This is a genomic window from Streptomyces sp. NPDC058470 (assembly GCF_042721055.1).
Taxonomy (GTDB): domain Bacteria; phylum Actinomycetota; class Actinomycetes; order Streptomycetales; family Streptomycetaceae; genus Streptomyces.
The window spans coordinates 1-23,342 of the sequence record NZ_JBHXMF010000097.1; the positions used below are offsets into that span (position 1 = coordinate 1).

Genomic DNA, 23,342 nt, shown 5'->3' on the forward strand with positions numbered 1-23,342 from the left:
GCTGCCCCCCCCCGCGCGCCCCGGCGCGCTGCCCCCCCCCCCCCGCGCGCCGCGGGGGGGGGGGGGCGCCCCCCCCCCCCCCCCCCGAAACGGGACGGGCAGGGGCGGAGGGGGCGAACAAACCCCACCCCAGCCCACCCGGCACCCGGCACCCGGCACCCCGCACCCCGCACCCCGCACCCCGCACCCCGCCACAATGACCCCATGCCCGACGACCTCGACGCCCTCGACGCCCTCCGCACCCGCTGGACCCGCGCCCTTGAGGGGTCCCGCGCCCCCGGCGCCCCGGACCGGGCCCCGGACCCGACCCCGTACGCGGACAACCTCCTCGCCCGCTGGCAGGAGCCCCAGCGCCGCTACCACACCCTCACCCACCTCACCGCGGTCCTCGACCACATCGACGTACTGGAGGAGTACGCGAACGCCCCGGACCTGGTGCGCCTGGCCGCCTGGTTCCACGACGCGGTCTACCTCCCGGACCGCTCCGAGAACGAGGAGCGCTCGGCCCGCCTGGCCGAACGCGCGCTCCCCGAGGCCGGGGTGCCCTCCCCCGGCACGGCGGAGGTGGCCCGCCTGGTCCGCCTCACGATCGGCCACGCCCCCACGGACGACGACCGCAACGGCAAGGTCCTCTGCGACGCCGACCTGGCGATCCTGGCCTCGGCCCCGCAGGCGTACGCGGAGTACACGGCGGCCGTCCGCGAGGAGTACACCTTCGTCCCCGACGAGGCGTTCCGCGCAGGCAGGGCGGCGATCCTGCGCCAGCTCCTGGACCTGCCGAGGCTGTTCAGGACGCCGTACGGGGAACGGGAGTGGGAGGAACGGGCACGGGAGAACCTCCGTGCGGAGCTCACGCGACTGGGCTTCGGGTGACGGGAGCCTCGCCCCGAACAATCCGATACGTACCGAAGCCTGATCGCGCCTATCCTCACCCGCATGCGAGACATGGGCGGGGACCAGGTGTCGGAGGCCGTGACGGGCAGCGCGGCGCTGCTGCGGACGGTGGCCGGGCGGGACTGGGAGGGCGTCAACGCGGGGCGCCTGGACTGGAGTTGCCGCAGGACGGCCGAGCACATCTGCCTCGATCTCATCATGTACGCGAGCCGGCTGGCCGTGCGTGCCCCGGGATTCATCCCCTTCGAGCTCGTCATGGCCCACGGCGCCGACAACGCGGGTGTCGTCGACGTGATCGAGACGACCGGCGCCCTGCTGACCGCCGCGATCCGCACGGCACCCCGCGAGGTGCGCGCCTTCCACCCCTCCCCCTTCCACAGCGCGAACCGCGAGGGCTTCGCCGCGATGGGCGTCGCCGAGGTCCTGCTGCACACGCACGACATCGCCGAGGGCCTCGGCATCCCGTACGCGCCTCCGGCCGAACTCTGCGAGGACGTACTCACGCGGATCTTCCCGCACGTCAGGCCAGGACCCGACCACTGGCGCACCCTGCTCTGGGCGACCGGCCGCGGCGACCTGCCCGGCCGCGCCCCGGTCACCGAGTGGACCTGGAGCAACAACCTGGTGATCGCCACCGAGCGGCTCACCCTGCAAGGCGTCACACCCGCGGGCGCCGCCGATCTGCGCGCAGGCGGCACGGGCGGCTTCGAGTGGATCGAGGGCGGCCCCTTCGAGGGCACCCGGGACGCCGCCGGAATGGTCGTGAAGGCGTACGAGGCAGGGGTGCTCCGCCCTGAGTGGGGCCTCTTCGTCCTGGTACGGACCGAGGACGGCCGGGCGGTCGGCGGCATCGGCTTCCACGGCGTCCCTGACGAGGAGGGCCGCGCCGAGGTCGGCTACGACCTGGCGGAGGGCGCCCGCGGACAGGGTTACGCGACCGAGGCCCTGCGCGGACTGTCCGGCTGGGCCCTCGCGCGTGACGACGTACAGGCGCTGTTCGCGACCGTCGACCGGGTCAACATGCCGTCCCAGGGCGTGATTTCACGCGCCGGGTTCACGCAGGTGAGCGAGGACGAGGAACAGTTCGCGTACGAGCTGCTGAACTGAGCACGCCGGGCCCGTAGAACAGTCGGCGTCACGAACTCCCCATACACACGGCCGGCGTCACGAACTCCCCGTAACCCCTGCCGATGTCACGAACCTCCCGGCCCCGCCCACCTCTTGGCCCTGCGCAGCCCCGCCCCGTACAGCAGTCGCACCACCTCGCGGCTGCTGACCTGCACCGCGCCGGCGCGCACCGCGTCCTCGTAGCGGTGCGAGGGAATGTCGTAGTGATCACGCTCGAAGGCGCGCCGGGGGGCGCCCAGGTCCGCGGCGAAGGTGTGGAGTTCGTCGTACGAGACGTCGCTGATCAGGTGGGACCACACGCGGCCGTGGCCCGGCCAGGTGGGCGGGTCGATGTAGACGGTCACGAGGGCGGGGTCCCGCCGCTCGCCGTGCCGAGCAGACCGACCGACGCCACCTTCACGCCGGCCTGGTGGCAGACCCAGTGCGGGTCGGGACCCAGCTCGGGTTCGACCTCCAGGGCGTGCGGGTCGCCGGAGCCGCAGACGGGGCACAGCGGCCAGCGCCCGTACCGTTCGAGAAGGCCGTCCTGTACGTCCTGGGCGACGAGCCCGGCCACGTACGCCGCGCCGTCCGGCCACTGCTCGACCCACCAGCGGCGCTGCACCACCGACTCCTCGACGAGCGAGACGACATCGGCGTCGGCGACCTCGCGCGCGGCGAGATCGGCGAGGACGCGGGCGCGAGCCGCGTGCAACGCCTGCTCCAGAGGGCTGACAGGGCCGCTGCCGGGGTCGTCGGTGGGATCACCGATGGGGTCGCCGATGGGGTTCATGCACCTATTGTGCGCACCCTTGACCGCATGCCCCAGCGGAAAATATCTTTCAGACGTGACCCATGAAGTGAAGGAAATTTTCGCCGGCGAGGCACCGCCCGCCCCGGCCGCCCTCGCGGCGAAGGTCCGGACGCTCGCCCCGTCGATGACGCGCTCCATGCAGCGGGTCGCGGAGGCCGTCGCCGCCGACCCGGCGGGCTGCGCGGCCCTCACGGTCACCGGCCTGGCAGAGCTCACCGGCACCAGCGAGGCGACGGTGGTCCGCACCGCCCGCCTCCTCGGCTACCCCGGCTACCGCGACCTGCGCCTCGCCCTCGCCGGGCTCGCCGCCCAGCAGCAGTCGGGCCGCGCACCCGCCGTCACCGCCGACATCGCGGTCGACGACCCCATCGCCGACGTGGTCGCCAAGCTCGCGTACGACGAGCAGCAGACCCTCGCCGACACCGCGGCCGGGCTCGACATGGCCCAGCTCAGCGCGGCGGTCACCGCGCTCTCCACGGCCCGCCGTATCGACATCTACGGACAGGGCGCGTCCGGCCTCGTCGCCCAGGACCTCGCCCAGAAGCTGCTCCGCATCGGGCTGATAGCCCACGCGCACAGCGACCCGCACCTCGCCGTCACCAACGCGGTGCAGCTGCGCGCCAAGGACGTGGCGATATCCATCACCCACTCCGGCTCGACCGGCGACATCATCGAACCCCTCCGGGTCGCCTTCGAGCACGGCGCGACGACGATCGCGATAACCGGCCGCCCGGACGGGCCCGTGACGCAGTACGCGGACCACATCCTCACCACCTCGACGGCCCGCGAGAGCGAGCTGCGGCCGGCGGCGATGTCGTCCCGGACGAGTCAGCTGCTGGTCGTGGACTGCCTGTTCGTGGGAGTCGCCCAGCGGACGTACGAGACGGCGGCGCCGGCGCTGTCGGCCTCGTACGAGGCGCTGGCGCACCGGCACAGCCCGCGGGGGCGCTCGCGCTAGCCGGGCCCGGGAGACCTGAAGCCGTTTGGAGCGCTGCGGACCGTCAGTGGCTGGTCGCGCAGTTCCCCGCGCCCCGAAGGGCGCCTCCTCACCACCCCGCACGGAAAGAGCCGCTCCTCATGACCTCCAACGCCAACTACCGCCATCTCCGCGCCGAATTGGAGACCCTCACCACCGAGGCGTTCCGTCCCGAGCTCGCCGAGATCGATCAGTTGCCCACGGCTGAGATCGCCCGGCTCATGAACGGCGAGGACGCGACCGTCCCGGCGGCGGTCGCCGCGCGGCTCCCGCTCATCGCCGCCGCGATCGACGACGTCGCGGAGCGGATGGCCCGGGGCGGCCGCCTGATCTACGCGGGCGCCGGCACGGCGGGCCGACTCGGAGTCCTGGACGCGTCCGAGTGCCCACCCACCTTCAACACCGACCCGTCCGAGGTGGTGGGCCTGATCGCGGGTGGCCCGGGCGCGATGGTCACGTCGATCGAGGGCGCGGAGGACTCCAGGGAGCTGGCCGCGCGGGACCTCGCGGATCTCGCCCTGACACCCGACGACACGGTGGTCGGGGTCTCCGCGTCCGGCCGCACCCCGTACGCCATCGGCGCGGTCGAACACGCCCACAAGCAGGGCGCGTTGACGATCGGCCTGTCCTGCAACGCGGACAGCGAGCTGGCGGCCGCCGCCGACCACGGCATCGAGGTCGTCGTCGGTCCTGAGCTGCTGACGGGCTCGACACGGCTGAAGGCGGGCACGGCCCAGAAGCTGGTCCTGAACATGCTCTCGACGATCACGATGATCCGGCTCGGCAAGACGTACGGGAACCTGATGGTCGACGTACGCGCCTCGAACGAGAAGCTCCGCGCCCGCTCCCGCCGCATCGTCGCGCACGCTACGGGCGCCACGGACGACGAGATCGAGCGGGCCCTGGCCGCCACGGACGGCGAGGTGAAGAACGCGATCCTCACCATCCTGGGCGGCGTCGACGGCCCGACGGCCGCCCGCCTTCTGGAGGAGAGCCACGGCCACTTGCGCGCGGCGCTCGCGGCGGCGCCCCGCTGACCAGCACCCTCGGGTGGTGCGCACACCGAAAGACCCCACCTCGCCCGCCGCCACCGCGGCAGCCCTGCTCCCCCTCCTCGGCGGCCCCGCGAACATCACCTCCGTGGCCCACTGCATGACCCGCCTCCGCGTGGGCCTGCGGGACCGGACCCTGGTCCAGGAGGACGCCCTGCGAGCCCTCCCCGCCGTACTCGGCGTGGTCACGGACGACGACACCTACCAGGTCGTCCTGGGCCCCGGCACCGTCGCCCGGGTGACCCCGGAGTTCGAGGCGCTGCTCACGACGGCGGGTGAACTCGCCGCGAAAGGCGCCGGGTTGAAGGAGGTGAGACGACAGCGCAACGCCACCCCCACCAAGCTCCTGCTGCGCCGCGTCGCTAACATCTTCGTCCCGCTGATCCCCGCCCTGATCGGCTGCGGAGTCATCGCGGGCCTCAACGGCCTGCTGGTCAACCTGGGTTGGCTCCCGTCCCTCACCCCCGCCCTCGCCGCCATCGCCTCCGGCTTCATGGCGCTGATCGCGGTCTTCGTCGGCTACAACACGGCGAAGGAGTTCGGCGGCACCCCGATCCTGGGCGGCGCGGTGGCGGCGGTCATCGTGTACGCGGGGGTCGCGAAGGTGACGGCGTTCGGGGTGACGCTGGCGCCGGGCCAGGGCGGCGTCCTGGGCGCACTGGCCGCCGCGCTGCTCGGCACGTACGTCGAGAAGTGGTGCCGCCGCTGGGTCCCCGAGGCCCTCGACGTCCTGGTCACCCCCACCCTCACGGTCCTGCTCACCGGCCTGGTGACCCTGTACGCCCTCATGTACGCGGCCGGCGAGCTCTCCACCGCCATCGGCTCGGCCTCGAACTGGCTCCTCGCCACCACCGGCGCCTTCGCCGGCCTGATCCTCGGCGGCCTCTTCCTCCCCCTCGTCATGCTCGGCCTGCACCAGGCCCTCATCCCCATCCACACCACCCTCATCGAACAGCAGGGCTACACGGTCCTGCTCCCCATCCTCGCCATGGCAGGCGCGGGCCAGGTCGGCGCGGCCCTGGCGGTCTACGTCCGCCTCCGCCACGACCACTCCATGCGTACGACGATCAAGTCGGCGCTCCCGGCAGGGCTGCTGGGCGTGGGCGAACCCCTGATCTACGGCGTCTCACTCCCCCTGGGCCGCCCCTTCCTGACCGCCTGCGCGGGCGGCGCGGCGGGCGGCGCCTTCATCGGCTTCTTCGCGATGCTCGGCGACCAGGTGGGGTCGACGGCGATCGGACCGTCGGGATGGGCACTGTTCCCGCTCCTGGCAGGCAGCGGAGGGCTGGCGATGACGGCCGCGATCTACGCCGGCGGGCTGGTGACGGGGTATGTGGTGGGCTTCGGGGCGACGTATGTCTTCGGTCTCGGGCCGTCTGTCAGAGACGCGCTCAGTGGCGCCGGCGGCGGGGTTGTGATGGGCGCTGCTGTCAGTGGCGTGTGCGACCCTTCGGGAAGTCAGGAAAACGCCCGGGGAGGGAACCGAACACCGTGAACCACGCACAGCTCACCGCTCTCGGCCGCGCCCTGCGCGTGCTGGGCGAGCACGGCGACGCGCTGAACTCGGACACCCCCGACGCGAAGCTGCACGAGGTGAAGGCGGACCTGAAGCGGGCCCTCGACCTGCTGGACGAGACGGTCACGACGGCCGCGCCCACCACCCGCTGCGCCGAGCACCCGAACGGCCCGGTCGACAAGGCCGCCGCCGACCTCTGTCTGCTCTGCGAGACCCGCCGCCGCACCGCCCGCCGCTCCCGGGTGAACGACACCTACTCGCACGGCCGTCCCCCCGGCCCGGAAGAGGCCCCCGAGCGCACGAAATCCCGCTACGGCCTGCGCGAAGACCGCCCCCAGCCCCAGCAGCGCTGGCTCCCGGAAGTCTGGAACGGCCAGGCCTGGCAGCTCTGCGGCACCCCCCGCCGCGACCGCATCGAAGCCGAGCGCTACCTCGCCGCCGAGCGCAAGACCCCCCGCCCCGGCATGGCCTACCGCCTGATCCACGAGTTCACGGACTACGAGGTGCTGCGTATCTGGGGCACTCCGGTGAAGATCGACATCGAACCGATGGGCAACCTGTAGACACCGCGCCCCCGCCCGTCCGGCGGCCTAGTCCGAACGCGGCCCGGTCGTGCCGTCCGAGGTCGTTCCGGGTTTCGTGGAGAGGATCTCGCGGGCTTGTTCCGCGGCGCGGGTGATGGCTTCGCTGACGAAGTCGAGGAAGCGGGCGACGTTCTCCAGGCGGGTGGCGGCGGGGGTGCCCGGGCCGAGGACGCCGACGCCCTGCCGTGCGGTCTCGACGATCTGGGCGGTGGACCGGGCGCTGGCCATCATCGACTCGAACCAGATGTCGTCGTCGACGAGGTAGCGCTCACGCCGGCGTTCGTCGCGTTCCCGGCGGACGAAGCCCTGACTCTCCAGGAACGCGATCGCTTTGGAGATGGAAGCCGGGCTGACCTGGAGACGCTGGACGAGCTCCGACGCGGTGAGGCTGCCCGAGTCGGTGAGGGTGAGGCAGGCCATCACCCGGGCCGTCATCGTGGTCATCCCCGAAGCCATCATGACGGTGGTGAACGTCTCCTCGTACGCACGCACGGCCTCGGCGTCACGTCCGTAGGCCTGCGGGGGCGCCTCGGCGACTCGGGGCGCCGGCTGCGTCCGCCGGTGGGCGCGGTGTTCGGTGGCGCGGTGGGCCAGGTCGGCGCGGTAGGCCGTGGGGCCGCCGTTGCGCATCACCTCACGCGTGATCGTCGAGGTCGGGCGGTCGAGGCCCCTTGCGATCTCCGCATAGGCGAGGCCGTCGGCCAGCCCCAGCGCGATCTGCCGGCGTTCCTGCTGAGTGAGCCTGCCTCCGGGCATTGCGGTCTCCTTCGTGCTCCTTGATGCCTCCAGCATAGCGTTCACCTTCAATCCATTGCAACGCGCACGCGAGGCACGTTGCATTAGCCTTGAGGATCGTTGCAACGATTACCTGGCTTTCACCTGCATTTATAGCAACTACACGCAACGAGCATGTTGAAGAATCTATGAATGCAACGTAGCTTTTCCTTCATCGGAAACAAAGAACCGAAGGAGAGCATCATGCAGAAGTTCGCCACCCCCACCCCGGTCGCCGCCGTCCTGGACATCCCCGCGGGACGCGTCCAGTTCATCGCCGCCGACCGGGCCGACACCACGGTCGAGGTCCTGCCCGCGGACGCCTCGAAGGGCCGCGACGTGAAGGCGGCGGAGCAGATCACGGTCGCCTACGAGGACGGCGTCCTGCGGATCGGGACCGCCCCGGCGAAGAACCGGATCCTCGGCCAATCCGGATCGGTCGAGGTGACCATCCAGCTGCCCGCCGGCTCCCGCGTCGAGGCGAAGGCCGCCGCCGCCGAGCTCCGGAGCGTCGGACGCCTCGGCGACATCGCCTTCGAAGGCGCCTACGGCCAGATCAAGATCGACGAGGCCGCCGACGTCCGCCTCACCGCGATCGACGGCGACGTCGAGGTCGGACGGCTCAACGGCCCGGCGGAGATCAGCACCGCGAGGGGCGACATCCGGATCACCGAGGCCGTACGCGGCACGGTCGAGCTGCGCACCCAGTCCGGCGACATCTCGGTGGCCGCTGCCGCCGGAGTTTCCGCCTCCCTGGACGCCGGCACCGGCTACGGCCGCGTCAGCAACACCCTCAAGAACGACGGCACCGCCGAACTCGACATCCGCGCCACCACCTCCCACGGCGACATCACCGCCCGCAGCCTCTGACCGCGCCACGCAGCCTCTTAGCCCCTAGAAGGAGCACCCATCATGACCAACCTGGCCATCGCGGCGAACGGGCTGCGCAAGTCCTACGGCGACAAGACCGTGCTCGACGGCATCGACCTGTCCGTCCCCGAAGGAACGGTCTTCTCCCTGCTCGGCCCGAACGGCGCGGGCAAGACCACCGTCGTGAAGATCCTCTCCACCCTCATCACCGCCGACCCGGGCGCCGGCGACATCCACATCGGCGGCCACAACCTGGCCACCGATCCGCAGTCCGTGCGGGCCGCGATCGGTGTCACCGGCCAGTTCTCCGCCGTCGACGGTCTGATCACCGGCGAGGAGAACATGCTCCTCATGGCGGACCTGCACCACCTGCCCAAGAGCGAGGGGCGCCGGGTCACCGCCGAGTTGCTGGAGCGCTTCGACCTCACCGAGGCCGCGACGAAGCCCGCCTCCACCTACTCCGGCGGCATGAAACGCCGCCTCGACATCGCCATGACCCTGGTCGGCAACCCACGGATCATCTTCCTCGACGAACCGACCACCGGCCTCGACCCCCGCTCCCGCCACAACATGTGGCAGATCATCCGCGAACTCGTCTCCGACGGCGTCACCGTCTTCCTCACCACCCAGTACCTCGAAGAAGCCGACGAACTCGCCGACCGCATCGCCGTGTTGAACGACGGAAAGATCGCCGCCGAGGGCACCGCCGAAGAGCTCAAGCGGCTCATCCCCGGCGGACACGTCCGGCTCCGCTTCACCGACCCCACCGCCTACCAGACCGCCGCCACCGCCCTGCGCGAGACCACCCGCGACGACGAAGCACTCTCCCTGACCATCCCCAGCGACGGCAGCCAGCGCGAACTGCGTTCCATCCTCGACCGGCTGGACGCCGCCGACATCGAGGCGGACGAGCTGACCGTCCACACCCCCGACCTCGACGACGTGTTCTTCGCCCTCACCAGCCCCACCACCCAGCCCACCCTCCCCAGCCAGCCCAACCAGCCCAAGGAGAACGCCCGATGAGCACCCTCTCCCTCGCTGCACGCGACTCCACCACCATGCTCCGCCGCAACCTCCTGCACGCCCGCCGCTACCCCTCCCTCACCCTCAACCTCCTCCTCACCCCGATCATGCTGCTCCTGCTCTTCGTCTACATCTTCGGCGACGTGATGAGCGCCGGCATCGGCGGCGCCGACCGCTCCGACTACATCGCCTACATCGTCCCGGGCATCCTGATGATGACCATCGGATCCACCGTGATCGGGGCGGCGGTGTCCGTCGCCACCGATATGTCGGAGGGGATCATCGCCCGCTTCCGAACGCTGGCGATCCACCGCGGGTCCGTGATCATCGGGCACGTCGTCGGCAGCGTGCTCCAGGTGCTCGCCAGCCTGGTCCTCGTCGGTGCGGTTGCGGTGGCCATCGGCTTCCGGTCCACGGACGCCACGGTCCTGGAGTGGATCGCGGCCTTCGGACTACTCGCCCTCTTCGCCCTGGCACTCACCTGGATCGCGGTCGGAATGGGTATGGCCAGCCCGAACGCCGAAGCGGCCAGCAACATGGCGATGCCGCTGATCCTCCTCCCGCTCCTCTCCAGCGCCTTCATCCCGGCCGACACCATGCCGGGCTGGTTCCAGCCGATCGCCGAGTACCAGCCCTTCACCCCGGCCATCGAGACCCTGCGCGGACTCCTCCTCGGCACCGAGATCGGCAACAACGGCTGGCTCGCCATCGCCTGGTGCCTCGCACTGACCGCGCTCGGCTACTTCTGGTCGACCTCGAAGTTCAACAGCGACCCGAAGTAACCGCCGTGGCAGCGCGGGCCACCTCCCGCAACTCGTCCCGCCCCAGGGCGGCGTTACTCCGACACCACGTCGGCGTACGCCGCCTTGACCGCGTTCTCGGAAAGCTGCTTCGCATCGTGGGTCGGTGATTCAGGGGAGGCGCGCCTCACGGTTCCTCTCCCGTACCCGGGCCCGCAGCACCTCCTCCTGCGCCGCGGGCCCGGTCGACTCCGGCGGGCAGTCCCACTCCCGACCTCCACTCACGGGCCTCAACTGAGCGTTCCCGCCCACATGCCCCATCACCTCGCCGACCCGCCCGTCCCGTACGTCCACGACGTGCGCCCCGACCGGCGGCCGCTCCCCGCGCAGCACGGACGCAAGCTTCTCGGCCGTACGTACGTTGCAACGCCCCAGGACGACCAGGGCGAACGGCTCGTCGCTCGCGCCGGTCACGGGGTCGACACACAGGGACGGCAGGACGACACCCACGCAAGTGAGCGCGTCCCGAAGCGAGGCGACGACCTCTTCCGTCGACCGCAGCATTCCTTCACCTCCACGCAGAGTTCCCTCTTCGCAACAAAGCGTGGCCGTTACGCCTCTAACCTGGCCAGACAGGCCGCCCCAACAACATCGACTGTCGGACAGGGAGTTGCCGTGGCAGGACCGAAGGACCTCGACCCGTCGTCATCACCACGCGCCTTGCTGGGCGCCGAGCTGCGGCATGCGCGGGAGAACTCCGGCCTAAGCCAGGCCAAGTTGGGCGAACCGCTCTTCGTCAGCGGCTCGTTCATCGGCCAGCTGGAGGCCGGGACACGGCGCATGCACCTCGAATACGCCGTCCAGATTGACGAGATCCTGGGCACGAACGGCTTCTTCACCCGCAACTGCGCGGCTTCCGCCAAGTCCAGGTACCCGAACCACTTCACTGAAGCAGTGGAAGCGGAGTCGCTCGCCACATCGATCAGGCAGTACACCCCGACGCTGATCCCCGGTCTACTTCAAACGCCGGGCTACGCAAAGGAGTTGTTCCGCACCTACTGGCCAACCCTTCCGGACACCGAGGTCGATGAGCTGGTGACGAACCGGATGGAGCGCACCCGCCTCCTGGACGATCCAACAACCCCGTTGTTGTGGGTGGTCCTCGACGAGGCCGCCCTCCGTCGCCCGGTCTCTGGACCGGAGGTTATGGCAGAGACCCTCCGTCATGTGGCAGACCTGGCACGTCGTCGCAGGATCCTCATGCAGGTACTCCGGTTCAGCGCAGGCGCGATCGGATCCCTACCGGGTGGCATCAAGCTCATGTACTTTCCCGACGCGCCTCCCCTCGCCTACGTCGAGGGCGTGGGCGTTGGACAGCTGATGGACGAACCAACCGCCGTCACACGCCATGAGCTGACCTTCGACCTGCTCAGGGCCAGTGCGCTCGCCCCTCAAGAATCCCTGGCCCTGGTCGAGTCAGTGGCAGAGGATTACGCACATGAAGCGACACAGCCCTGAGTACGACCTGAGCACTGCCGCCTGGTACAAGTCCAGCTACAGCGGCGGCGACGGCGCCGACTGCCTGGAAGTCGCCCCCAACTTCCCAGGCCCCCTCGTCCCCGTCCGCGACTCCAAAACCCCCCGCGGCCCGAAGCTCGCGTTCCGGGCCGAGGCATGGTCGGCGTTCGTGACGGACGTGAAGAACTCCTGCGCCGAGTAGTCGACCGAGCCCCGAAGCTCAAGCCCCCAGCCCCGAGCGCTCTTTGCAAGGAATGGGTGGAGGGCCTCAACCCGCCCTCCCACCCTGCGAGTTGACTTGGCGCGACCGACTTGCCACGGACAGTCACCAGGGATTAGCGTGCCCAAATACGCAAACAGCCCCCGCCAGGTGCTAGCAACACCTGCGGGGGCTTGACCGACGAGATCGAATGAGAGTCGATCCCATGGCTGAGGCCAAGCTTAGTCCTGCCTTCCTGCCCGCGCACGCACTCCCACACCCCATGGCCAACCCGGGTTACGGAAAACGCGCCGCCCCGGGCCAACTCCCCCGCACGGCTCACGACTTCGCGCACCTCCCGTCCCGCGAAGCAGCAGTCGCCGCGTACATCGACCGCCTCCCGGGCGGCGCCGACATCTCCGTAAAGACGCTGGCCACGACACTTCCGTACGGCCAATGCGCCCTGCGCACAGCTCTCAACAACCTTCAGCGGGCAGGGCACTTGCGCCGGGGCCGCGAACACCTGGCCGACTCGGGAAGCCCGCGTTGGATCACCCGAACGTGGTTCTCGCGCACGGCGCGGGACGACGACTGGTGGGCGGCGTTCACGAGGGGCGACGTGCCGCGCGGGCAGCCCGACTGCCCGGCCCCGACCCGCTCCCGCGCCTACATCCTGCTGGCGGCGCTGGGCCGCACGACCCCGGCCCTGTCCCTGTCGGCCGCGTCCTGCGCGGACCTCGCGCCCCTGCTGACGGAGTGGTTCGTGAGGGGCGCCACCGACGACCACGTACTCCAGGCGCTGACCTCAGGCCTCCCCACCCCGGTCCACAGCCCGGCCGCCCTCGTCCGCACCCGCCTGACCTCCAAGCTCCCGCCCGAACCCGTCCCGCCCACACGCCGACCCCTCCGGGTGATGGAGTGCGCGAAGTGCGGCACACCGGGCCGCCCGGAGGCCCTGCCGGGCGGCGTCTGCGGCGCATGCCGGGGCGAGGCGGCCCCGCCACGGCATACCGCCCCTCTGCCAACCTCCGCAGTTCACGCCCACGCAGCCGCAGCCCGCGCAGCGATGGTCGACCGACGAGAAAGGCCACGCGTTTGACCACCCGCCCGCAGATGTCAGTGAGCCCACCGCACACACTTGCGGGTGTGTACAGTTTTTGCATGGAGACGTATCCGCTCGTGGAAGCCCGCAATCAGCTCGGTCAGCTGGTCGGCCGGGTCCGGCACGGCCAGGAGCACATCCTGATCACGGAGTACGGCAAGCCCGCTGCCGCGCTCATCCCCATAAGCGAGCTGGAAGAACTGCAGCGGCTGCGCGACGGGGCGGACATCGCTGAAGCACAGACGCGTGAGGCGGCTCCATCCGGCCCATCCATGTCTCATGACGAGTTCATGGCACAGCTGGAGGAAGAGGACCGCCGGGAGGCCGCTTCGTGACTCACGCAGTGGTGTGGGAGCAGCACGCCATGGACGAGTTCCGGCGGCTCCGCATCGTCGACCCCGTGGGCGCCAAAGCGACTACTGCGGCAGTGCGCGCACTCGCCGACGACCCACGCCCGGAAGAGGCTGGCGCCCTGGGCGCTTCGGGCTACTACCGGCTGCACATCGGCACCTGGCGGGTGCTGTACCGGCCGGACGGCACCACCGTCATCATCCACGTGCTGAAAGTCGGTCGCAGCACCTGACCCGCCCCCTCAACGCCGAGGGGCGGCACCCCTCAGGAAAAGGGTGCCGCCCTCGGCGTACAGGACCTACCAGCGGAGTCGGGGCTCAGCTCAGTGACTTCAGGGACGCCGGGTCGTATGCGGCCAGCTCGCCGTGGCGTCCGTCCAGTACCTTCGCCGCCCACTCCGGGTCCTGGAGCAGGGCGCGGCCGACCGCGACGAGGTCGAACTCGTCGCGCTCCAGGCGGTCCAGGAGGTTGTCGAGGTCCGCTGCCGCCGAGCCCTCGCCCGCGAAGGCGCGGAGGAAGTCGCCGTCGAGGCCGACCGAGCCGACGGTGATGGTGGGCTTGCCGGTCAGCTTCTTCGTCCAGCCGGCCAGGTTGAGGTCGGAGCCCTCGAACTCCGGGAGCCAGTAGCGGCGCGTGGAGGCGTGGAAGACGTCCACTCCGGCCTCGGCGAGCGGGGTCAGCAGGGCGCCGAGCTCCTCGGGTGTCTCCGCGAGACGGGCGTCGTAGGCCTCCTGCTTCCACTGCGAGTAGCGGAAGACGATGGGGAAGGAGGGGGAGACCGCGGCGCGGACGGCGGCGACGATCTCGGTCGCGAACTTCGTACGGGCGACCAGGTCACCGCCGTACGCGTCGGTACGGCGGTTGGTGCCCTCCCACAGGAACTGGTCGATCAAGTAGCCGTGCGCGCCGTGCAGTTCGACCCCGTCGAAGCCGATCCGCTCGGCGGCGGCCGCGGCCTCGGCGAACGCGGCGACGACCTCGTCCAGGTCGGCCTGGGTCATCTCCTTGCCCGTACCGGCCGTGCCGTCGATCCGCAGACCGGACGGGCCGACCGCGGGGGCGTCCGCGAACGGCGGCTGGCCCGCGCTGCGGACCATGCCGATGTGCCACAGCTGCGGCACGATCTTCCCGCCCGCCGCATGCACGGCCTCGGCGACCTTCGCCCAGCCCGCCAGCTGCTCCTCGCCGTGGAAACGGGGGATGCTGTCGCTCTGCCCGGCCGAGTCGTGGCCGACGTACGTGCCCTCGGTGACGATGAGGCCCACGCCCGCGGCGGCGCGGCGGGCGTAGTACGACGCCACGTCCTCGCCGGGGATGCCGCCCGGGGAGAACTGGCGGGTCATCGGCGCCATGACGATCCGGTTCGGGACGGTCAGGCCGTTGAGGGAGACGGGGCGGGACAGGATCTGGGCCGCGCGGGAGGGAGCGGTTGTCACGTGAGGGCTCCTATGGGGAGAGGTCGGTCGGACGGCTGGCAGGCGAAGGGATGCTCATGCATAGATACATGTGATGGATATCTGCACGCGCATTAGTTCCTGCCAGCAACTTCAACCGCCTCGCCCGTCAGCGCATTCCGGCTCCCGCGCGCCTTCCTCGTGATCCAGGACACGCGTCCGGATCACCCGGAGGGTGTGCGGACACGCGTCCCTACGGCACCCGGAAACGCCCGAGGGCGGCACCCCCTGGGAGAAAGGGGTGCCGCCCTCGGTACGAAGGACGGTGATCAACCGGGAGCCGAGGCCCCTAGGTCGATCAGAAGTCCATGTCACCGCCCGGCATGCCGCCCGGAGCGCCGCCTGCGGCGGCCTTCTCCGGCTTGTCGGCGATGACGGCCTCGGTGGTGAGGAACAGCGCGGCGATGGAGGCGGCGTTCTGCAGGGCAGAGCGCGTGACCTTCGCCGGGTCGATGATGCCTTCGGCGATCATGTCGACGTACTCACCGGTCGCGGCGTTCAGGCCGTGGCCGACGGGCAGGTTGCGCACCTTCTCGACGATGACGCCACCCTCGAGACCACCGTTGATGGCGATCTGCTTGAGCGGGGCCTCCAGGGCGAGCCGCACGGCGTTGGCGCCGGTCGCCTCGTCACCCGTGAGCTCCAGCTTCTCGAAGACCGAGGAAGCCTGGATGAGGGCCACGCCACCACCGGCGACGATGCCCTCCTCGACGGCCGCCTTCGCGTTGCGAACGGCGTCCTCGATGCGGTGCTTGCGCTCCTTGAGCTCGACCTCGGTGGCGGCACCGGCCTTGATGACGGCCACGCCGCCGGCCAGCTTCGCCAGGCGCTCCTGGAGCTTCTCGCGGTCGTAGTCCGAGTCGGAGTTCTCGATCTCGGCGCGGATCTGGTTGACCCGGCCGGCGACCTGGTCGGCAGAGCCGGAGCCGTCGACGATCGTCGTCTCGTCCTTGGTGATGACGACCTTGCGGGCACGGCCCAGCAGGTCGATACCCGCGTTCTCCAGCTTGAGGCCGACCTCCTCGGAGATGACCTCGCCGCCCGTGAGGATGGCGATGTCGCCGAGCATGGCCTTGCGGCGGTCACCGAAGCCCGGCGCCTTGACGGCGACGGACTTGAAGGTGCCACGGATCTTGTTGACGACCAGCGTCGACAGAGCCTCGCCCTCGACGTCCTCGGCGATGATCAGCAGCGGCTTGCCCGACTGCATGACCTTCTCCAGGAGCGGGAGCAGGTCCTTGACACTGGCGATCTTCGAGTTGGCGATCAGGATGTACGGGTCGTCCAGGACGGACTCCATACGCTCCATGTCGGTGGCGAAGTACGCCGAGATGTAGCCCTTGTCGAAGCGCATACCCTCGGTGAGTTCCAGCTCCAGACCGAAGGTCTGGGACTCCTCGACGGTGATGACGCCTTCCTTGCCGACCTTGTCCATAGCCTCGGCGATGAGCTCGCCGATCTGGGTGTCGGCGGCGGAGATGGAGGCCGTGGAGGCGATCTGCTCCTTGGTCTCGACATCCTTGGCCTGCTCGAGCAGGGCACCGGAGACGGCCTCGACGGCCTTCTCGATACCACGCTTGAGGGCCATCGGGTTGGCACCCGCGGCTACGTTGCGAAGGCCCTCGCGGACCAGCGCCTGCGCCAGAACGGTCGCGGTGGTCGTACCGTCGCCGGCGACGTCGTCCGTCTTCTTGGCGACTTCCTTGACCAGCTCTGCGCCGATCTTCTCGTACGGGTCCTCGAGCTCGATCTCCTTGGCGATGGAAACACCATCGTTGGTGATCGTGGGGGCGCCCCACTTCTTCTCGAGGACGACGTTGCGGCCCTTGGGACCAAGGGTGACCTTGACGGCGTCGGCGAGCTGGTTCATCCCGCGCTCGAGACCGCGCCGCGCCTCCTCGTTGAACGCGATGATCTTGGCCATGTGAAGTGGTCCTCCCGGACTGGGGTGGATTGCTCCGGACCGCGCCCGCGCCCGCGACGGACGGCCTGCCTGCCTCGTGGTTCCTTGCCCCACTTGGCCTGCGGGCCTCACTGACCCGGTCCTCGTTGTCACTCTCACCTGCAGAGTGCTAACGCCAATGATTAGCACTCGCCCCTACCGAGTGCAAGCGACTCCGGAAGATCCCCAGGTGAAGCAGGGGGCGCACACGGCGCGAAGACAGCCGGAGGGACCCGCGGACAGCCGGCCGCAGGGGGCGGGCAGACGAGCAGACCGACGAGCAGATGGACGGACAGACGGACGGGCAGACCGAAGGGCCCGCACCCCCTGGTGGGGATACGAGCCCTTCGTCACGTCGAACAGAACTATTCAGTCGGCGCGTGCTTCAGCTGGTCGCCAGCCGGACCATGTCCGCCTGCGGCCCTTTCTGGCCCTGCGAGATCTCGAACTCGACCCGCTGGCCCTCTTCAAGGGTGCGGTAGCCGTCCATCTGAATCGCGCTGTAGTGGACGAATACATCCGCACCACCGTCGACCGCGATGAAGCCGTACCCCTTCTCCGCGTTGAACCACTTGACGGTGCCCTGAGCCATGCCTAACTCCCCTATTACTGGCCCTTGCACAGGACCGCACTTCGCGGGCCCGGGTCAGACCTCACCCCCCAAGGATTGGGGGTGTGCGCCGGAACGCGTCGACCGCGGCTGAATGTATCTGTCCAACTGCCCTCTGCAACAGGTCAATCGGACGAGAATTCTGAGCACGACCGATCGGGAATATGCGGAGAATTCGCAAAGTTTCAGGGCAAGTCGGGCCCCGTAAATGCCATAAACGGCTCAAAGAGGCGGGGCACTTTGGCTACTTCTTGTCGGGCATCGGGCGAGGACTCATATGCGCCCGGCATGAAACCAACTCGAAAGCGAAGCGGCTTCCCCAACTGTACCGCGCTCAACCATACAGAATTGCCCCCTCCGCTTCTCTCACGGAGGGGGCAATTCGATGAACTCTCGGTGACCGCAATTACCTAAGGTAACGGCAATCACCGTAAGTAATGACGCGTGACGGTCAGCCTCCGGCGACGGCCGGAATGATCGAGACGCCCGCGCCGTCCGGCGTCGCCGTCTCCAGGCCCTTCTCGAAGCGGACGTCGTCGTCGTTCACGTACACGTTGACGAAGCGACGCAGCTTGCCCTGGTCGTCCAGGACGCGTGCGGCGATGCCGGTGTGGTTCTGCTCCAGGTCGGCGATCACCTCGCCGAGGGTGCCGCCCTCGGCCGTCACCTCGGCCTTGCCGGCGGTGTAGGTGCGCAGGATGGTGGGGATACGGACGTTGACGCTCATGACGCGAGGCCAGCCTCTCGGAAGGAGTCCAGGTTCGGGCGGATGGTCGCGGTGAGCCCGGTGTCCGAGGCCACCGCGTCCAGGGTCTTGAGGCCGTCGCCGGTGTTGAGGACGACGGTGGTGAGGGTCGGATCGAGCAGACCGTTCTCGATCAGCTTCTTCGCCACACCCACCGTCACGCCACCCGCGGTCTCGGCGAAGATGCCCTCCGTCTGCGCGAGGAGCTTGATCGCGTCGACGATCTGCTCGTCGTTGACGTCCTCCACGGCGCCGCCGGTACGCCGCGCGATGTCGAGCACGTACGGCCCGTCGGCCGGGTTGCCGATGGCGAGCGACTTGGCGATGGTGTGGGGCTTCTGCGGGCGTACGACGTCGTGGCCGGCCTTGTAGGCGACGGACACCGGCGAGCAGCCCTCGGCCTGGGCACCGAAGATCTTGTACGGCTTGTCCGCCACGAGGCCGAGCTTGATCAGCTCCTGCAGAGCCTTGTCGATCTTCGTGAGCTGGGAGCCGGAGGCGATCGGGATGACCAGCTGGTCGGGGATCTGCCAGCCGAGCTGCTCGCAGATCTCGTACGCGAGGGTCTTCGAGCCCTCCGCGTAGTACGGCCGCAGGTTGACGTTGACGAAGCCCCAGCCCTCGCCGGCCGGGTCACCGATCAGCTCGGAGCAGAAACGGTTCACGTCGTCGTAGTTGCCCTCGATGCCGACGAGCTCGCCGCCGTACACCGCGGCCATGACGATCTTGCCCTGCTCCAGGTCGTGCGGGATGAAGACGCAGGAGCGGAAGCCGGCGCGGGCCGCGGCTGCGCCCACGGCGCCCGCGAGGTTGCCGGTGGAGGAGCAGGAGAGGGTGGTGAAGTCGAAGGCGCGGGCGGCCTCGATGGCCTGGGCGACGACACGGTCCTTGAAGGAGTGCGTCGGGTTGCCGGAGTCGTCCTTGACGAAGAGCTTGCCGGGGGTGACGCCCAGCGCGCGGGCCAGGTTGTCGGCCTTGACGAGCTTGGTCCAGCCGGGGTTGATGTTCGGCTTCTCCGCGACGTCCGCGGGGACCGGCAGGAGCGGCGCGTAGCGCCAGATGTTCGCGGGGCCCGCTTCGATGCGCTTGCGGAGGTCCTCGGTCTCGTAGGCCGAGAAGTCGTACGCGATCTCCAGCGGGCCGAAACACTCCTCGCAGGCGAAGAGCGGGCCGAGCGGGACGCGGTGTCCGCACTCGCGGCAGGAAAGCGCGGTGGCGGGGCCCAGGTCGACGGAGTTCGCGGAATCCGGGGAAGTCACGGAGTTCGTGGTGTTTGCAACGGTGCTTGCAGTGGTGCTTGCAACTGTCTGCGCAGCCATGGAGGCGAGGCCCTTTCTCCTCATCTTCCTCACGACGCACTTCGCCGTGAGACGGATTTGGCACCTTCCCGAGCCGGGAGCCTCGCCACATCGACGTGACAAGAACCAGCTGGAGGGTTGCCGGGGCTTCAACGGGCCGTATCCCTCTGCCCCTCTGGATGAGCGGTATTCAGTTGTGCGCCGGACGACCCCCGACATGCGATGGTCATCAGCGTTGTTCAAGACTGTAACCGAAGGCCTGGATGGTGGAGAGAGCCGTCCGAACCGCGAGATGCCAGCGACACACCAAACGCTGCCGCGGCGACGGGCACAAGCATCCCAATGAACGCAAGGGAGAGCCGCACGTGCTTGAAGACGTCGAGCGCTGGCTGAGCACGCGCTCCTGGTCCGTGACCGACCGGCCGCTCAAGAAGCTCATAGCCGCGAAACGATCCACCAACTCCACGGTGAGCGTGGTCCTGCCCGCGCTCAACGAGGAGGCCACGGTCGGTGAGATCGTCTCCATCATCCGCCGCGACCTGATGACCCGCAAAGTCCCCCTCGTCGACGAGATCGTCGTCATCGACTCGGGCTCCACGGACCGCACCTCCGAGGTCGCCGCCGCCGCCGGTGCGCGAGTAGTTCACCGGGACGAAATACTTCCCCGCATCCCGGCCGTGCCCGGCAAGGGCGAGGTCCTGTGGCGGTCACTCCTGGTGACGAGCGGTGACATCGTCTGTTTCATTGACGCGGACCTCAAGGAGTTCTCGTCGGACTTCGTCTCCGGGATCGTGGGGCCGCTGCTCACCGATCCGGGCGTGGACCTGGTCAAGGCGATGTACGACCGCCCGCTGAACCTGCCGGGTGAACCCACCTCCGGCAGAACCGCGGCCGGTCAGGGCGGCCGTGTCACCGAACTGATGGCCCGCCCCCTGCTGAACATGCACTGGCCGCAGCTGGCCGGCTTCGTCCAGCCGCTCGGCGGCGAGTACGCGGCCCGCCGCACCCTCCTGGAACAGCTCCCGTTCCCCGTCGGATACGGCGTGGAGCTCGGCATGCTCGTCGACGCGCTGCACCTGGTGGGCCTGGACGCGCTCGCCCAGGTCGACGTCGGTGTGCGCAAGCACCGGCACCAGGACGGCCAGGCGCTGGGCCGGATGTCCGCCGCGATCTACCGCACCGCACAGCTCCGGCTCGCCCGCGGCCACCTCATCCGGCCGGCCATCACCCAGTTCGAACGGGGCGAGTCCGGCTTCGAGCCGCGCACCTACTCCGTGGATACGGAAGAACGGCCTCCGATGGCGGAAATCTCGGAGTATCAGTCACGCAAAGCGGCGTAAACCGTCGACGGTATACGTCTGCGCGGTACCCCGTCCGTACGTTTGAGCGTTTCCGGGCCGGGCTAGATTGACGCGTATGGCTTCCACGGCTTCGACTGCTGCTTCCACGGCATCCCCGCAGGGCTCCCACCGGATCCTCGTCGCGTCCAACCGCGGCCCGGTCTCCTACGACGTGCGCGAGGACGGCGAGCTCCAGGCCAGGCGCGGCGGCGGCGGCCTGGTCTCGGGCCTGTCGGCGATCGGCCCGGACGCGGGCGCCCTGTGGGTGTGCTCGGCGCTCGGCGACGGGGACCGCGAGGCGGTGAGGCGCGGGGTCGGCGAGGACGGCGTACGGATGCTGGACATCGACGCCGAGGTGCACGCGGACGCCTACAACGGCATCGCGAACTCCGTGCTGTGGTTCGTCCACCACATGCTCTACCAGACGCCGCTGGAGCCGGTCTTCGACATGGAGTTCCGGCGACAGTGGGCGTCGTACGAGGCCTACAACCGGGCCTTCGCGCAGGCGCTGGCCGACGAGGCGGCCGAGGGCGCCGTGGTGGTCGTACAGGACTACCACCTGACCCTCGTCCCCGGCATGCTGCGGGAGCTCCGCCCCGACCTGCGGATCGGGCACTTCTCGCACACGCCGTGGGCGCCGGTCGACTACTTCCGCATGCTCCCCGACGACATCGCCGAGCAGGTGCTGCGCGGCATGCTCGGCGCGGACCGGCTCGGCTTCCTCACCCAGCGCTGGGCGTCCGCGTTCACCGCGTGCGCGCAGGAGCTGGTCGGCGGCCTCGGTGACACCCGTGTCGGCGTGCACGGGCTCGGCGCGGACGCGGACTTCCTGCGCGAGCGCGCACACGAGGCGGATGTCGCCGAGCGGATGGCCACCCTGCGTGAGCAGATCGGCGAGGGCCGGAAGGCGATCGTGCGGGTCGACCGCACCGAACTGTCGAAGAACATCGTGCGCGGACTGCTGGCCTACCGGCAGCTCTTGGAGGACCAGCCGTCCTGGCGCGAACGGGTCGTGCACGTCGCCTTCGCCTACCCCTCCCGTCAGGACCTCGCCGTGTACCGCGACTACACGGCCGAGGTGCAGCGGGTCGCCGACGACATCAACTCCACCTACGGCACGCCCGGTTGGACGCCGGTCGTCCTGCACGTCAAGGACGACTTCGCCCGCTCCCTCGCCGCGTACCGGCTCGCCGACGTGGCCCTCGTCAACCCGATCCGGGACGGCATGAACCTCGTCGCCAAGGAGGTGCCGGTCGTCTCCGACGAGGGGTGCGTGCTGGTGCTGTCCCGGGAGGCGGGGGCGTACGAGGAGCTGGGCGAGGACGCGATCGTGGTGAACCCGTACGACGTGGTCGGCACGGCGCGGGCGCTGCACGAGGCCTTGTCGATGGGGGCCGGTGAGCGGGCCGAGCGCACCAAGCGGCTGGCCGCCGCGGCGACGGCGCTGCCTCCGGCGCAGTGGTTCCTGGAGCAGCTGCGGGAGTTGGAGAGCCGGCCCTAACCGAGCCGCGCCGTCAGGGCCCTCAGCAGCTGTACGACGCCTGCCGGGCCGTCCACCACCAGGTCGGCCCGCTCGGCCAGTTCCGCGACCTCCGCGCTGCCGCTGCACACCAGGAGGCCCGGGATGCCTTCGGCGCGGAGCTTGTCGACGGCGGCGAAGGCCGGGAGGTCACCGAGGTCGTCACCGGCGTACAGGACCGCTTCCGCGGCGGTCTCGCGGACGTGTGCGAGCAGGGCGACGCCCTTGTCCATCCCCGGCGGGCGGAGTTCCAGGACCATGCGGCCCGGTTCGACGATCAGGCCGTGCCGGCCGGCCAGCTCGGTGAGGGGCTCGCGCAGGGCCTCGAACGCCGCCTGCGGGTCCGCCGCGCGCCGGGTGTGGATGGCGATGGCCCGGCCCTTCTCCTCGATCCAGGTGCCCTGCCAGGCGCCGACCGTGTCGAGGAACCCGGGCAGCTCTGCGCGGACGGTGGCGACGCCGGGGTGCGGGGCGGGGGCGCTGACCGTGCCGGTCCGCGCGTCCCAGCGCTCGGCGCCGTAGTGCCCGAGCACGACCAGGTGCTCCAGGCCCGGCACACCCGCGAAGCCGCCGTGCTCGACCGCCACGGCGGCCGGGCGTCCCGTGACGACCGCCACGGAGGCGACCTTCGGGGCGAGGGCCGCGAGTGCGGGGACCGCGTCCGGATGGGCGCGGGCCTGCTCGGGGTCCGCGACGATCGGCGCGAGCGTCCCGTCGAAGTCGAGCCCGATCACCGCGTGGCCCGGCCCGGCGAGGATCGCGTCGAGACCGGCACGGCCGGCGGGGGTGGTGGGGGTCGGCAGGGGGTCCGCATGGCTGGCCATACGGGGACCCTATCCGCGCATGGGCTGGGTGTGGTTTTTTCGCCCCCTCCGCCCCTGCCCGTCCCTTGTTCCTGGGGCTCCGCCCCAGAC

General features: G+C 70.0%; 26 protein-coding genes and 1 riboswitch. Of the genes, 16 read left to right on the top strand and 10 right to left on the bottom strand.

The features are described 5' to 3' along the window. Positions 1 to 204 precede the first annotated feature (204 nt). Positions 205 to 873 carry a hypothetical protein gene (locus tag ACFWP7_RS40385; RefSeq protein ID WP_384392848.1) on the top strand — a complete coding sequence of 223 codons (669 nt, stop codon included), beginning with the start codon at positions 205 to 207 and terminating at the stop codon, positions 871 to 873. 63 nt (positions 874 to 936) lie between these two features. Then, positions 937 to 2,001 carry a GNAT family N-acetyltransferase gene (locus ACFWP7_RS40390; protein WP_384392851.1) on the top strand — a complete coding sequence of 355 codons (1,065 nt, stop codon included), beginning with the start codon at positions 937 to 939 and terminating at the stop codon, positions 1,999 to 2,001. 86 nt (positions 2,002 to 2,087) lie between these two features. Here the strand turns inward: ACFWP7_RS40390 and ACFWP7_RS40395 are convergent, their stop codons facing one another. Further along, positions 2,088 to 2,366, bottom strand: coding sequence for a DUF4031 domain-containing protein (locus ACFWP7_RS40395; RefSeq protein ID WP_384392854.1), 279 nt, complete (start codon positions 2,364 to 2,366; stop codon positions 2,088 to 2,090). Next, positions 2,363 to 2,794, bottom strand: coding sequence for a hypothetical protein (locus tag ACFWP7_RS40400; RefSeq protein ID WP_384392857.1), 432 nt, complete (start codon positions 2,792 to 2,794; stop codon positions 2,363 to 2,365). The genes ACFWP7_RS40395 and ACFWP7_RS40400 overlap by 4 nt, the downstream gene beginning before the upstream one ends. Before the next feature lie 55 nt (positions 2,795 to 2,849). Between ACFWP7_RS40400 and ACFWP7_RS40405 the strand changes: the two genes are divergently transcribed. The 4 genes from ACFWP7_RS40405 to ACFWP7_RS40420 all read left to right on the top strand — a co-directional run bounded on the left by ACFWP7_RS40405 (position 2,850) and on the right by ACFWP7_RS40420 (position 6,922). Beyond that, complete coding sequence (locus ACFWP7_RS40405; protein WP_384392860.1) at positions 2,850 to 3,773, top strand: MurR/RpiR family transcriptional regulator; 924 nt, start codon at positions 2,850 to 2,852, stop codon at positions 3,771 to 3,773. Between the two features lie 119 nt (positions 3,774 to 3,892). Beyond that, positions 3,893 to 4,828 carry an N-acetylmuramic acid 6-phosphate etherase gene (gene murQ, locus ACFWP7_RS40410; RefSeq protein ID WP_384392863.1) on the top strand — a complete coding sequence of 312 codons (936 nt, stop codon included), beginning with the start codon at positions 3,893 to 3,895 and terminating at the stop codon, positions 4,826 to 4,828. Between the two features lie 16 nt (positions 4,829 to 4,844). After that, positions 4,845 to 6,338: a PTS transporter subunit EIIC gene (locus ACFWP7_RS40415; RefSeq protein WP_384392866.1), complete on the top strand. Its 1,494-nt coding sequence runs from the start codon at positions 4,845 to 4,847 to the stop codon at positions 6,336 to 6,338. Further along, the gene (locus ACFWP7_RS40420; protein WP_384392869.1) at positions 6,335 to 6,922 is read left to right on the top strand and encodes a hypothetical protein; all 588 of its coding nucleotides are present in this window, start codon (positions 6,335 to 6,337) and stop codon (positions 6,920 to 6,922) included. The genes ACFWP7_RS40415 and ACFWP7_RS40420 overlap by 4 nt, the downstream gene beginning before the upstream one ends. A gap of 27 nt (positions 6,923 to 6,949) precedes the next feature. Here the strand turns inward: ACFWP7_RS40420 and ACFWP7_RS40425 are convergent, their stop codons facing one another. Beyond that, the gene (locus tag ACFWP7_RS40425; protein WP_384392871.1) at positions 6,950 to 7,699 is read right to left on the bottom strand and encodes a helix-turn-helix domain-containing protein; all 750 of its coding nucleotides are present in this window, start codon (positions 7,697 to 7,699) and stop codon (positions 6,950 to 6,952) included. Between the two features lie 222 nt (positions 7,700 to 7,921). Here ACFWP7_RS40425 and ACFWP7_RS40430 point away from each other — a divergent pair, with 222 nt between their 5' ends. Genes ACFWP7_RS40430 through ACFWP7_RS40440 form a run of 3 tightly spaced genes read left to right on the top strand, consistent with a single transcriptional unit; the run spans position 7,922 to position 10,392 of the window. Then, entirely contained in the window at positions 7,922 to 8,587 is a 666-nt protein-coding gene (locus ACFWP7_RS40430; RefSeq protein ID WP_384392874.1) for a DUF4097 family beta strand repeat-containing protein, read from the top strand. A 42-nt stretch (positions 8,588 to 8,629) separates the two neighbouring features. Then, a complete protein-coding gene (locus ACFWP7_RS40435; protein WP_384392877.1) occupies positions 8,630 to 9,610 on the top strand; it encodes an ATP-binding cassette domain-containing protein in 981 nt (326 codons plus the stop codon). Continuing rightward, a complete protein-coding gene (locus ACFWP7_RS40440) occupies positions 9,607 to 10,392 on the top strand; it encodes an ABC transporter permease (RefSeq protein WP_384392880.1) in 786 nt (261 codons plus the stop codon). The genes ACFWP7_RS40435 and ACFWP7_RS40440 overlap by 4 nt, the downstream gene beginning before the upstream one ends. Positions 10,393 to 10,521: 129 nt before the next feature. Here the strand turns inward: ACFWP7_RS40440 and ACFWP7_RS40445 are convergent, their stop codons facing one another. Then, the gene (locus tag ACFWP7_RS40445; RefSeq protein WP_384392883.1) at positions 10,522 to 10,914 is read right to left on the bottom strand and encodes a hypothetical protein; all 393 of its coding nucleotides are present in this window, start codon (positions 10,912 to 10,914) and stop codon (positions 10,522 to 10,524) included. A gap of 111 nt (positions 10,915 to 11,025) precedes the next feature. Between ACFWP7_RS40445 and ACFWP7_RS40450 the strand changes: the two genes are divergently transcribed. From ACFWP7_RS40450 to ACFWP7_RS40470, 5 genes are all read left to right on the top strand, one after another. Beyond that, the gene (locus tag ACFWP7_RS40450) at positions 11,026 to 11,868 is read left to right on the top strand and encodes a helix-turn-helix domain-containing protein (protein WP_384392886.1); all 843 of its coding nucleotides are present in this window, start codon (positions 11,026 to 11,028) and stop codon (positions 11,866 to 11,868) included. Next, positions 11,849 to 12,070 (top strand): DUF397 domain-containing protein, encoded by a 222-nt coding sequence (locus ACFWP7_RS40455; protein ID WP_384392889.1) that lies wholly within the window; start codon positions 11,849 to 11,851, stop codon positions 12,068 to 12,070. Before ACFWP7_RS40450 ends, ACFWP7_RS40455 begins: the two co-directional genes overlap by 20 nt. Before the next feature lie 223 nt (positions 12,071 to 12,293). After that, positions 12,294 to 13,166, top strand: a complete 873-nt coding sequence (locus ACFWP7_RS40460) for a hypothetical protein (RefSeq protein WP_384392892.1) — start codon at positions 12,294 to 12,296, stop codon at positions 13,164 to 13,166. Positions 13,167 to 13,228: 62 nt separating this feature from the next. Then, positions 13,229 to 13,504, top strand: a complete 276-nt coding sequence (locus ACFWP7_RS40465; RefSeq protein ID WP_384392895.1) for a type II toxin-antitoxin system Phd/YefM family antitoxin — start codon at positions 13,229 to 13,231, stop codon at positions 13,502 to 13,504. Further along, entirely contained in the window at positions 13,501 to 13,752 is a 252-nt protein-coding gene (locus ACFWP7_RS40470) for a type II toxin-antitoxin system RelE/ParE family toxin (RefSeq protein ID WP_384392898.1), read from the top strand. Before ACFWP7_RS40465 ends, ACFWP7_RS40470 begins: the two co-directional genes overlap by 4 nt. An 85-nt stretch (positions 13,753 to 13,837) precedes the next feature. On the opposite strand, the gene ACFWP7_RS40475 is transcribed toward ACFWP7_RS40470, so the two are convergent. From ACFWP7_RS40475 to thrC, 5 genes are all read right to left on the bottom strand, one after another. Next, positions 13,838 to 14,956, bottom strand: coding sequence for an NADH:flavin oxidoreductase (locus ACFWP7_RS40475; RefSeq protein WP_384392900.1), 1,119 nt, complete (start codon positions 14,954 to 14,956; stop codon positions 13,838 to 13,840). A 316-nt stretch (positions 14,957 to 15,272) separates the two neighbouring features. Next, on the bottom strand, positions 15,273 to 16,898 hold the full coding sequence (gene groL, locus ACFWP7_RS40480) for a chaperonin GroEL (protein WP_384392903.1): 1,626 nt from the start codon (positions 16,896 to 16,898) through the stop codon (positions 15,273 to 15,275). Between the two features lie 403 nt (positions 16,899 to 17,301). Then, positions 17,302 to 17,508, bottom strand: a complete 207-nt coding sequence (locus ACFWP7_RS40485; RefSeq protein ID WP_164304865.1) for a cold-shock protein — start codon at positions 17,506 to 17,508, stop codon at positions 17,302 to 17,304. Positions 17,509 to 17,977: 469 nt separating this feature from the next. Next, positions 17,978 to 18,253: a MoaD/ThiS family protein gene (locus ACFWP7_RS40490; RefSeq protein WP_384392907.1), complete on the bottom strand. Its 276-nt coding sequence runs from the start codon at positions 18,251 to 18,253 to the stop codon at positions 17,978 to 17,980. Further along, positions 18,250 to 19,590 carry a threonine synthase gene (thrC, locus tag ACFWP7_RS40495; RefSeq protein ID WP_384392910.1) on the bottom strand — a complete coding sequence of 447 codons (1,341 nt, stop codon included), beginning with the start codon at positions 19,588 to 19,590 and terminating at the stop codon, positions 18,250 to 18,252. Before thrC ends, ACFWP7_RS40490 begins: the two co-directional genes overlap by 4 nt. Before the next feature lie 17 nt (positions 19,591 to 19,607). Next, positions 19,608 to 19,755: riboswitch (SAM riboswitch) on the bottom strand. 179 nt (positions 19,756 to 19,934) lie between these two features. Between thrC and ACFWP7_RS40500 the strand changes: the two genes are divergently transcribed. Together ACFWP7_RS40500 and ACFWP7_RS40505 are read left to right on the top strand one after the other, a co-directional pair. Beyond that, entirely contained in the window at positions 19,935 to 20,909 is a 975-nt protein-coding gene (locus ACFWP7_RS40500; protein ID WP_384392913.1) for a glucosyl-3-phosphoglycerate synthase, read from the top strand. Positions 20,910 to 20,985: 76 nt separating this feature from the next. Continuing rightward, a complete protein-coding gene (locus tag ACFWP7_RS40505) occupies positions 20,986 to 22,410 on the top strand; it encodes a trehalose-6-phosphate synthase (protein WP_384392916.1) in 1,425 nt (474 codons plus the stop codon). Here the strand turns inward: ACFWP7_RS40505 and otsB are convergent. Further along, complete coding sequence (gene otsB, locus ACFWP7_RS40510; RefSeq protein WP_384392918.1) at positions 22,407 to 23,252, bottom strand: trehalose-phosphatase; 846 nt, start codon at positions 23,250 to 23,252, stop codon at positions 22,407 to 22,409. The two genes, ACFWP7_RS40505 and otsB, sit on opposite strands and share 4 nt — an antisense overlap. Positions 23,253 to 23,342: the final 90 nt, after the last annotated feature.

What these genes read in the sequence shown, in the direction of transcription:
- ACFWP7_RS40385 (WP_384392848.1), top strand. Translation starts at nt 205, where the DNA reads ATGCCCGACGACCTCGACGCCCTCGACGCCCTCCGCACCCGCTGGACC.
- ACFWP7_RS40390 (WP_384392851.1), top strand. Translation starts at nt 937, where the DNA reads ATGCGAGACATGGGCGGGGACCAGGTGTCGGAGGCCGTGACGGGCAGC.
- ACFWP7_RS40400 (WP_384392857.1), bottom strand. Translation starts at nt 2,794, where the DNA reads ATGAACCCCATCGGCGACCCCATCGGTGATCCCACCGACGACCCCGGC.
- murQ (WP_384392863.1), top strand. Translation starts at nt 3,893, where the DNA reads ATGACCTCCAACGCCAACTACCGCCATCTCCGCGCCGAATTGGAGACC.
- ACFWP7_RS40425 (WP_384392871.1), bottom strand. Translation starts at nt 7,699, where the DNA reads ATGCCCGGAGGCAGGCTCACTCAGCAGGAACGCCGGCAGATCGCGCTG.
- ACFWP7_RS40430 (WP_384392874.1), top strand. Translation starts at nt 7,922, where the DNA reads ATGCAGAAGTTCGCCACCCCCACCCCGGTCGCCGCCGTCCTGGACATC.
- ACFWP7_RS40435 (WP_384392877.1), top strand. Translation starts at nt 8,630, where the DNA reads ATGACCAACCTGGCCATCGCGGCGAACGGGCTGCGCAAGTCCTACGGC.
- ACFWP7_RS40440 (WP_384392880.1), top strand. Translation starts at nt 9,607, where the DNA reads ATGAGCACCCTCTCCCTCGCTGCACGCGACTCCACCACCATGCTCCGC.
- ACFWP7_RS40445 (WP_384392883.1), bottom strand. Translation starts at nt 10,914, where the DNA reads ATGCTGCGGTCGACGGAAGAGGTCGTCGCCTCGCTTCGGGACGCGCTC.
- ACFWP7_RS40455 (WP_384392889.1), top strand. Translation starts at nt 11,849, where the DNA reads ATGAAGCGACACAGCCCTGAGTACGACCTGAGCACTGCCGCCTGGTAC.
- ACFWP7_RS40460 (WP_384392892.1), top strand. Translation starts at nt 12,294, where the DNA reads ATGGCTGAGGCCAAGCTTAGTCCTGCCTTCCTGCCCGCGCACGCACTC.
- ACFWP7_RS40465 (WP_384392895.1), top strand. Translation starts at nt 13,229, where the DNA reads ATGGAGACGTATCCGCTCGTGGAAGCCCGCAATCAGCTCGGTCAGCTG.
- groL (WP_384392903.1), bottom strand. Translation starts at nt 16,898, where the DNA reads ATGGCCAAGATCATCGCGTTCAACGAGGAGGCGCGGCGCGGTCTCGAG.
- ACFWP7_RS40485 (WP_164304865.1), bottom strand. Translation starts at nt 17,508, where the DNA reads ATGGCTCAGGGCACCGTCAAGTGGTTCAACGCGGAGAAGGGGTACGGC.
- ACFWP7_RS40490 (WP_384392907.1), bottom strand. Translation starts at nt 18,253, where the DNA reads ATGAGCGTCAACGTCCGTATCCCCACCATCCTGCGCACCTACACCGCC.
- thrC (WP_384392910.1), bottom strand. Translation starts at nt 19,590, where the DNA reads ATGGCTGCGCAGACAGTTGCAAGCACCACTGCAAGCACCGTTGCAAAC.
- ACFWP7_RS40505 (WP_384392916.1), top strand. Translation starts at nt 20,986, where the DNA reads ATGGCTTCCACGGCTTCGACTGCTGCTTCCACGGCATCCCCGCAGGGC.
- otsB (WP_384392918.1), bottom strand. Translation starts at nt 23,252, where the DNA reads ATGGCCAGCCATGCGGACCCCCTGCCGACCCCCACCACCCCCGCCGGC.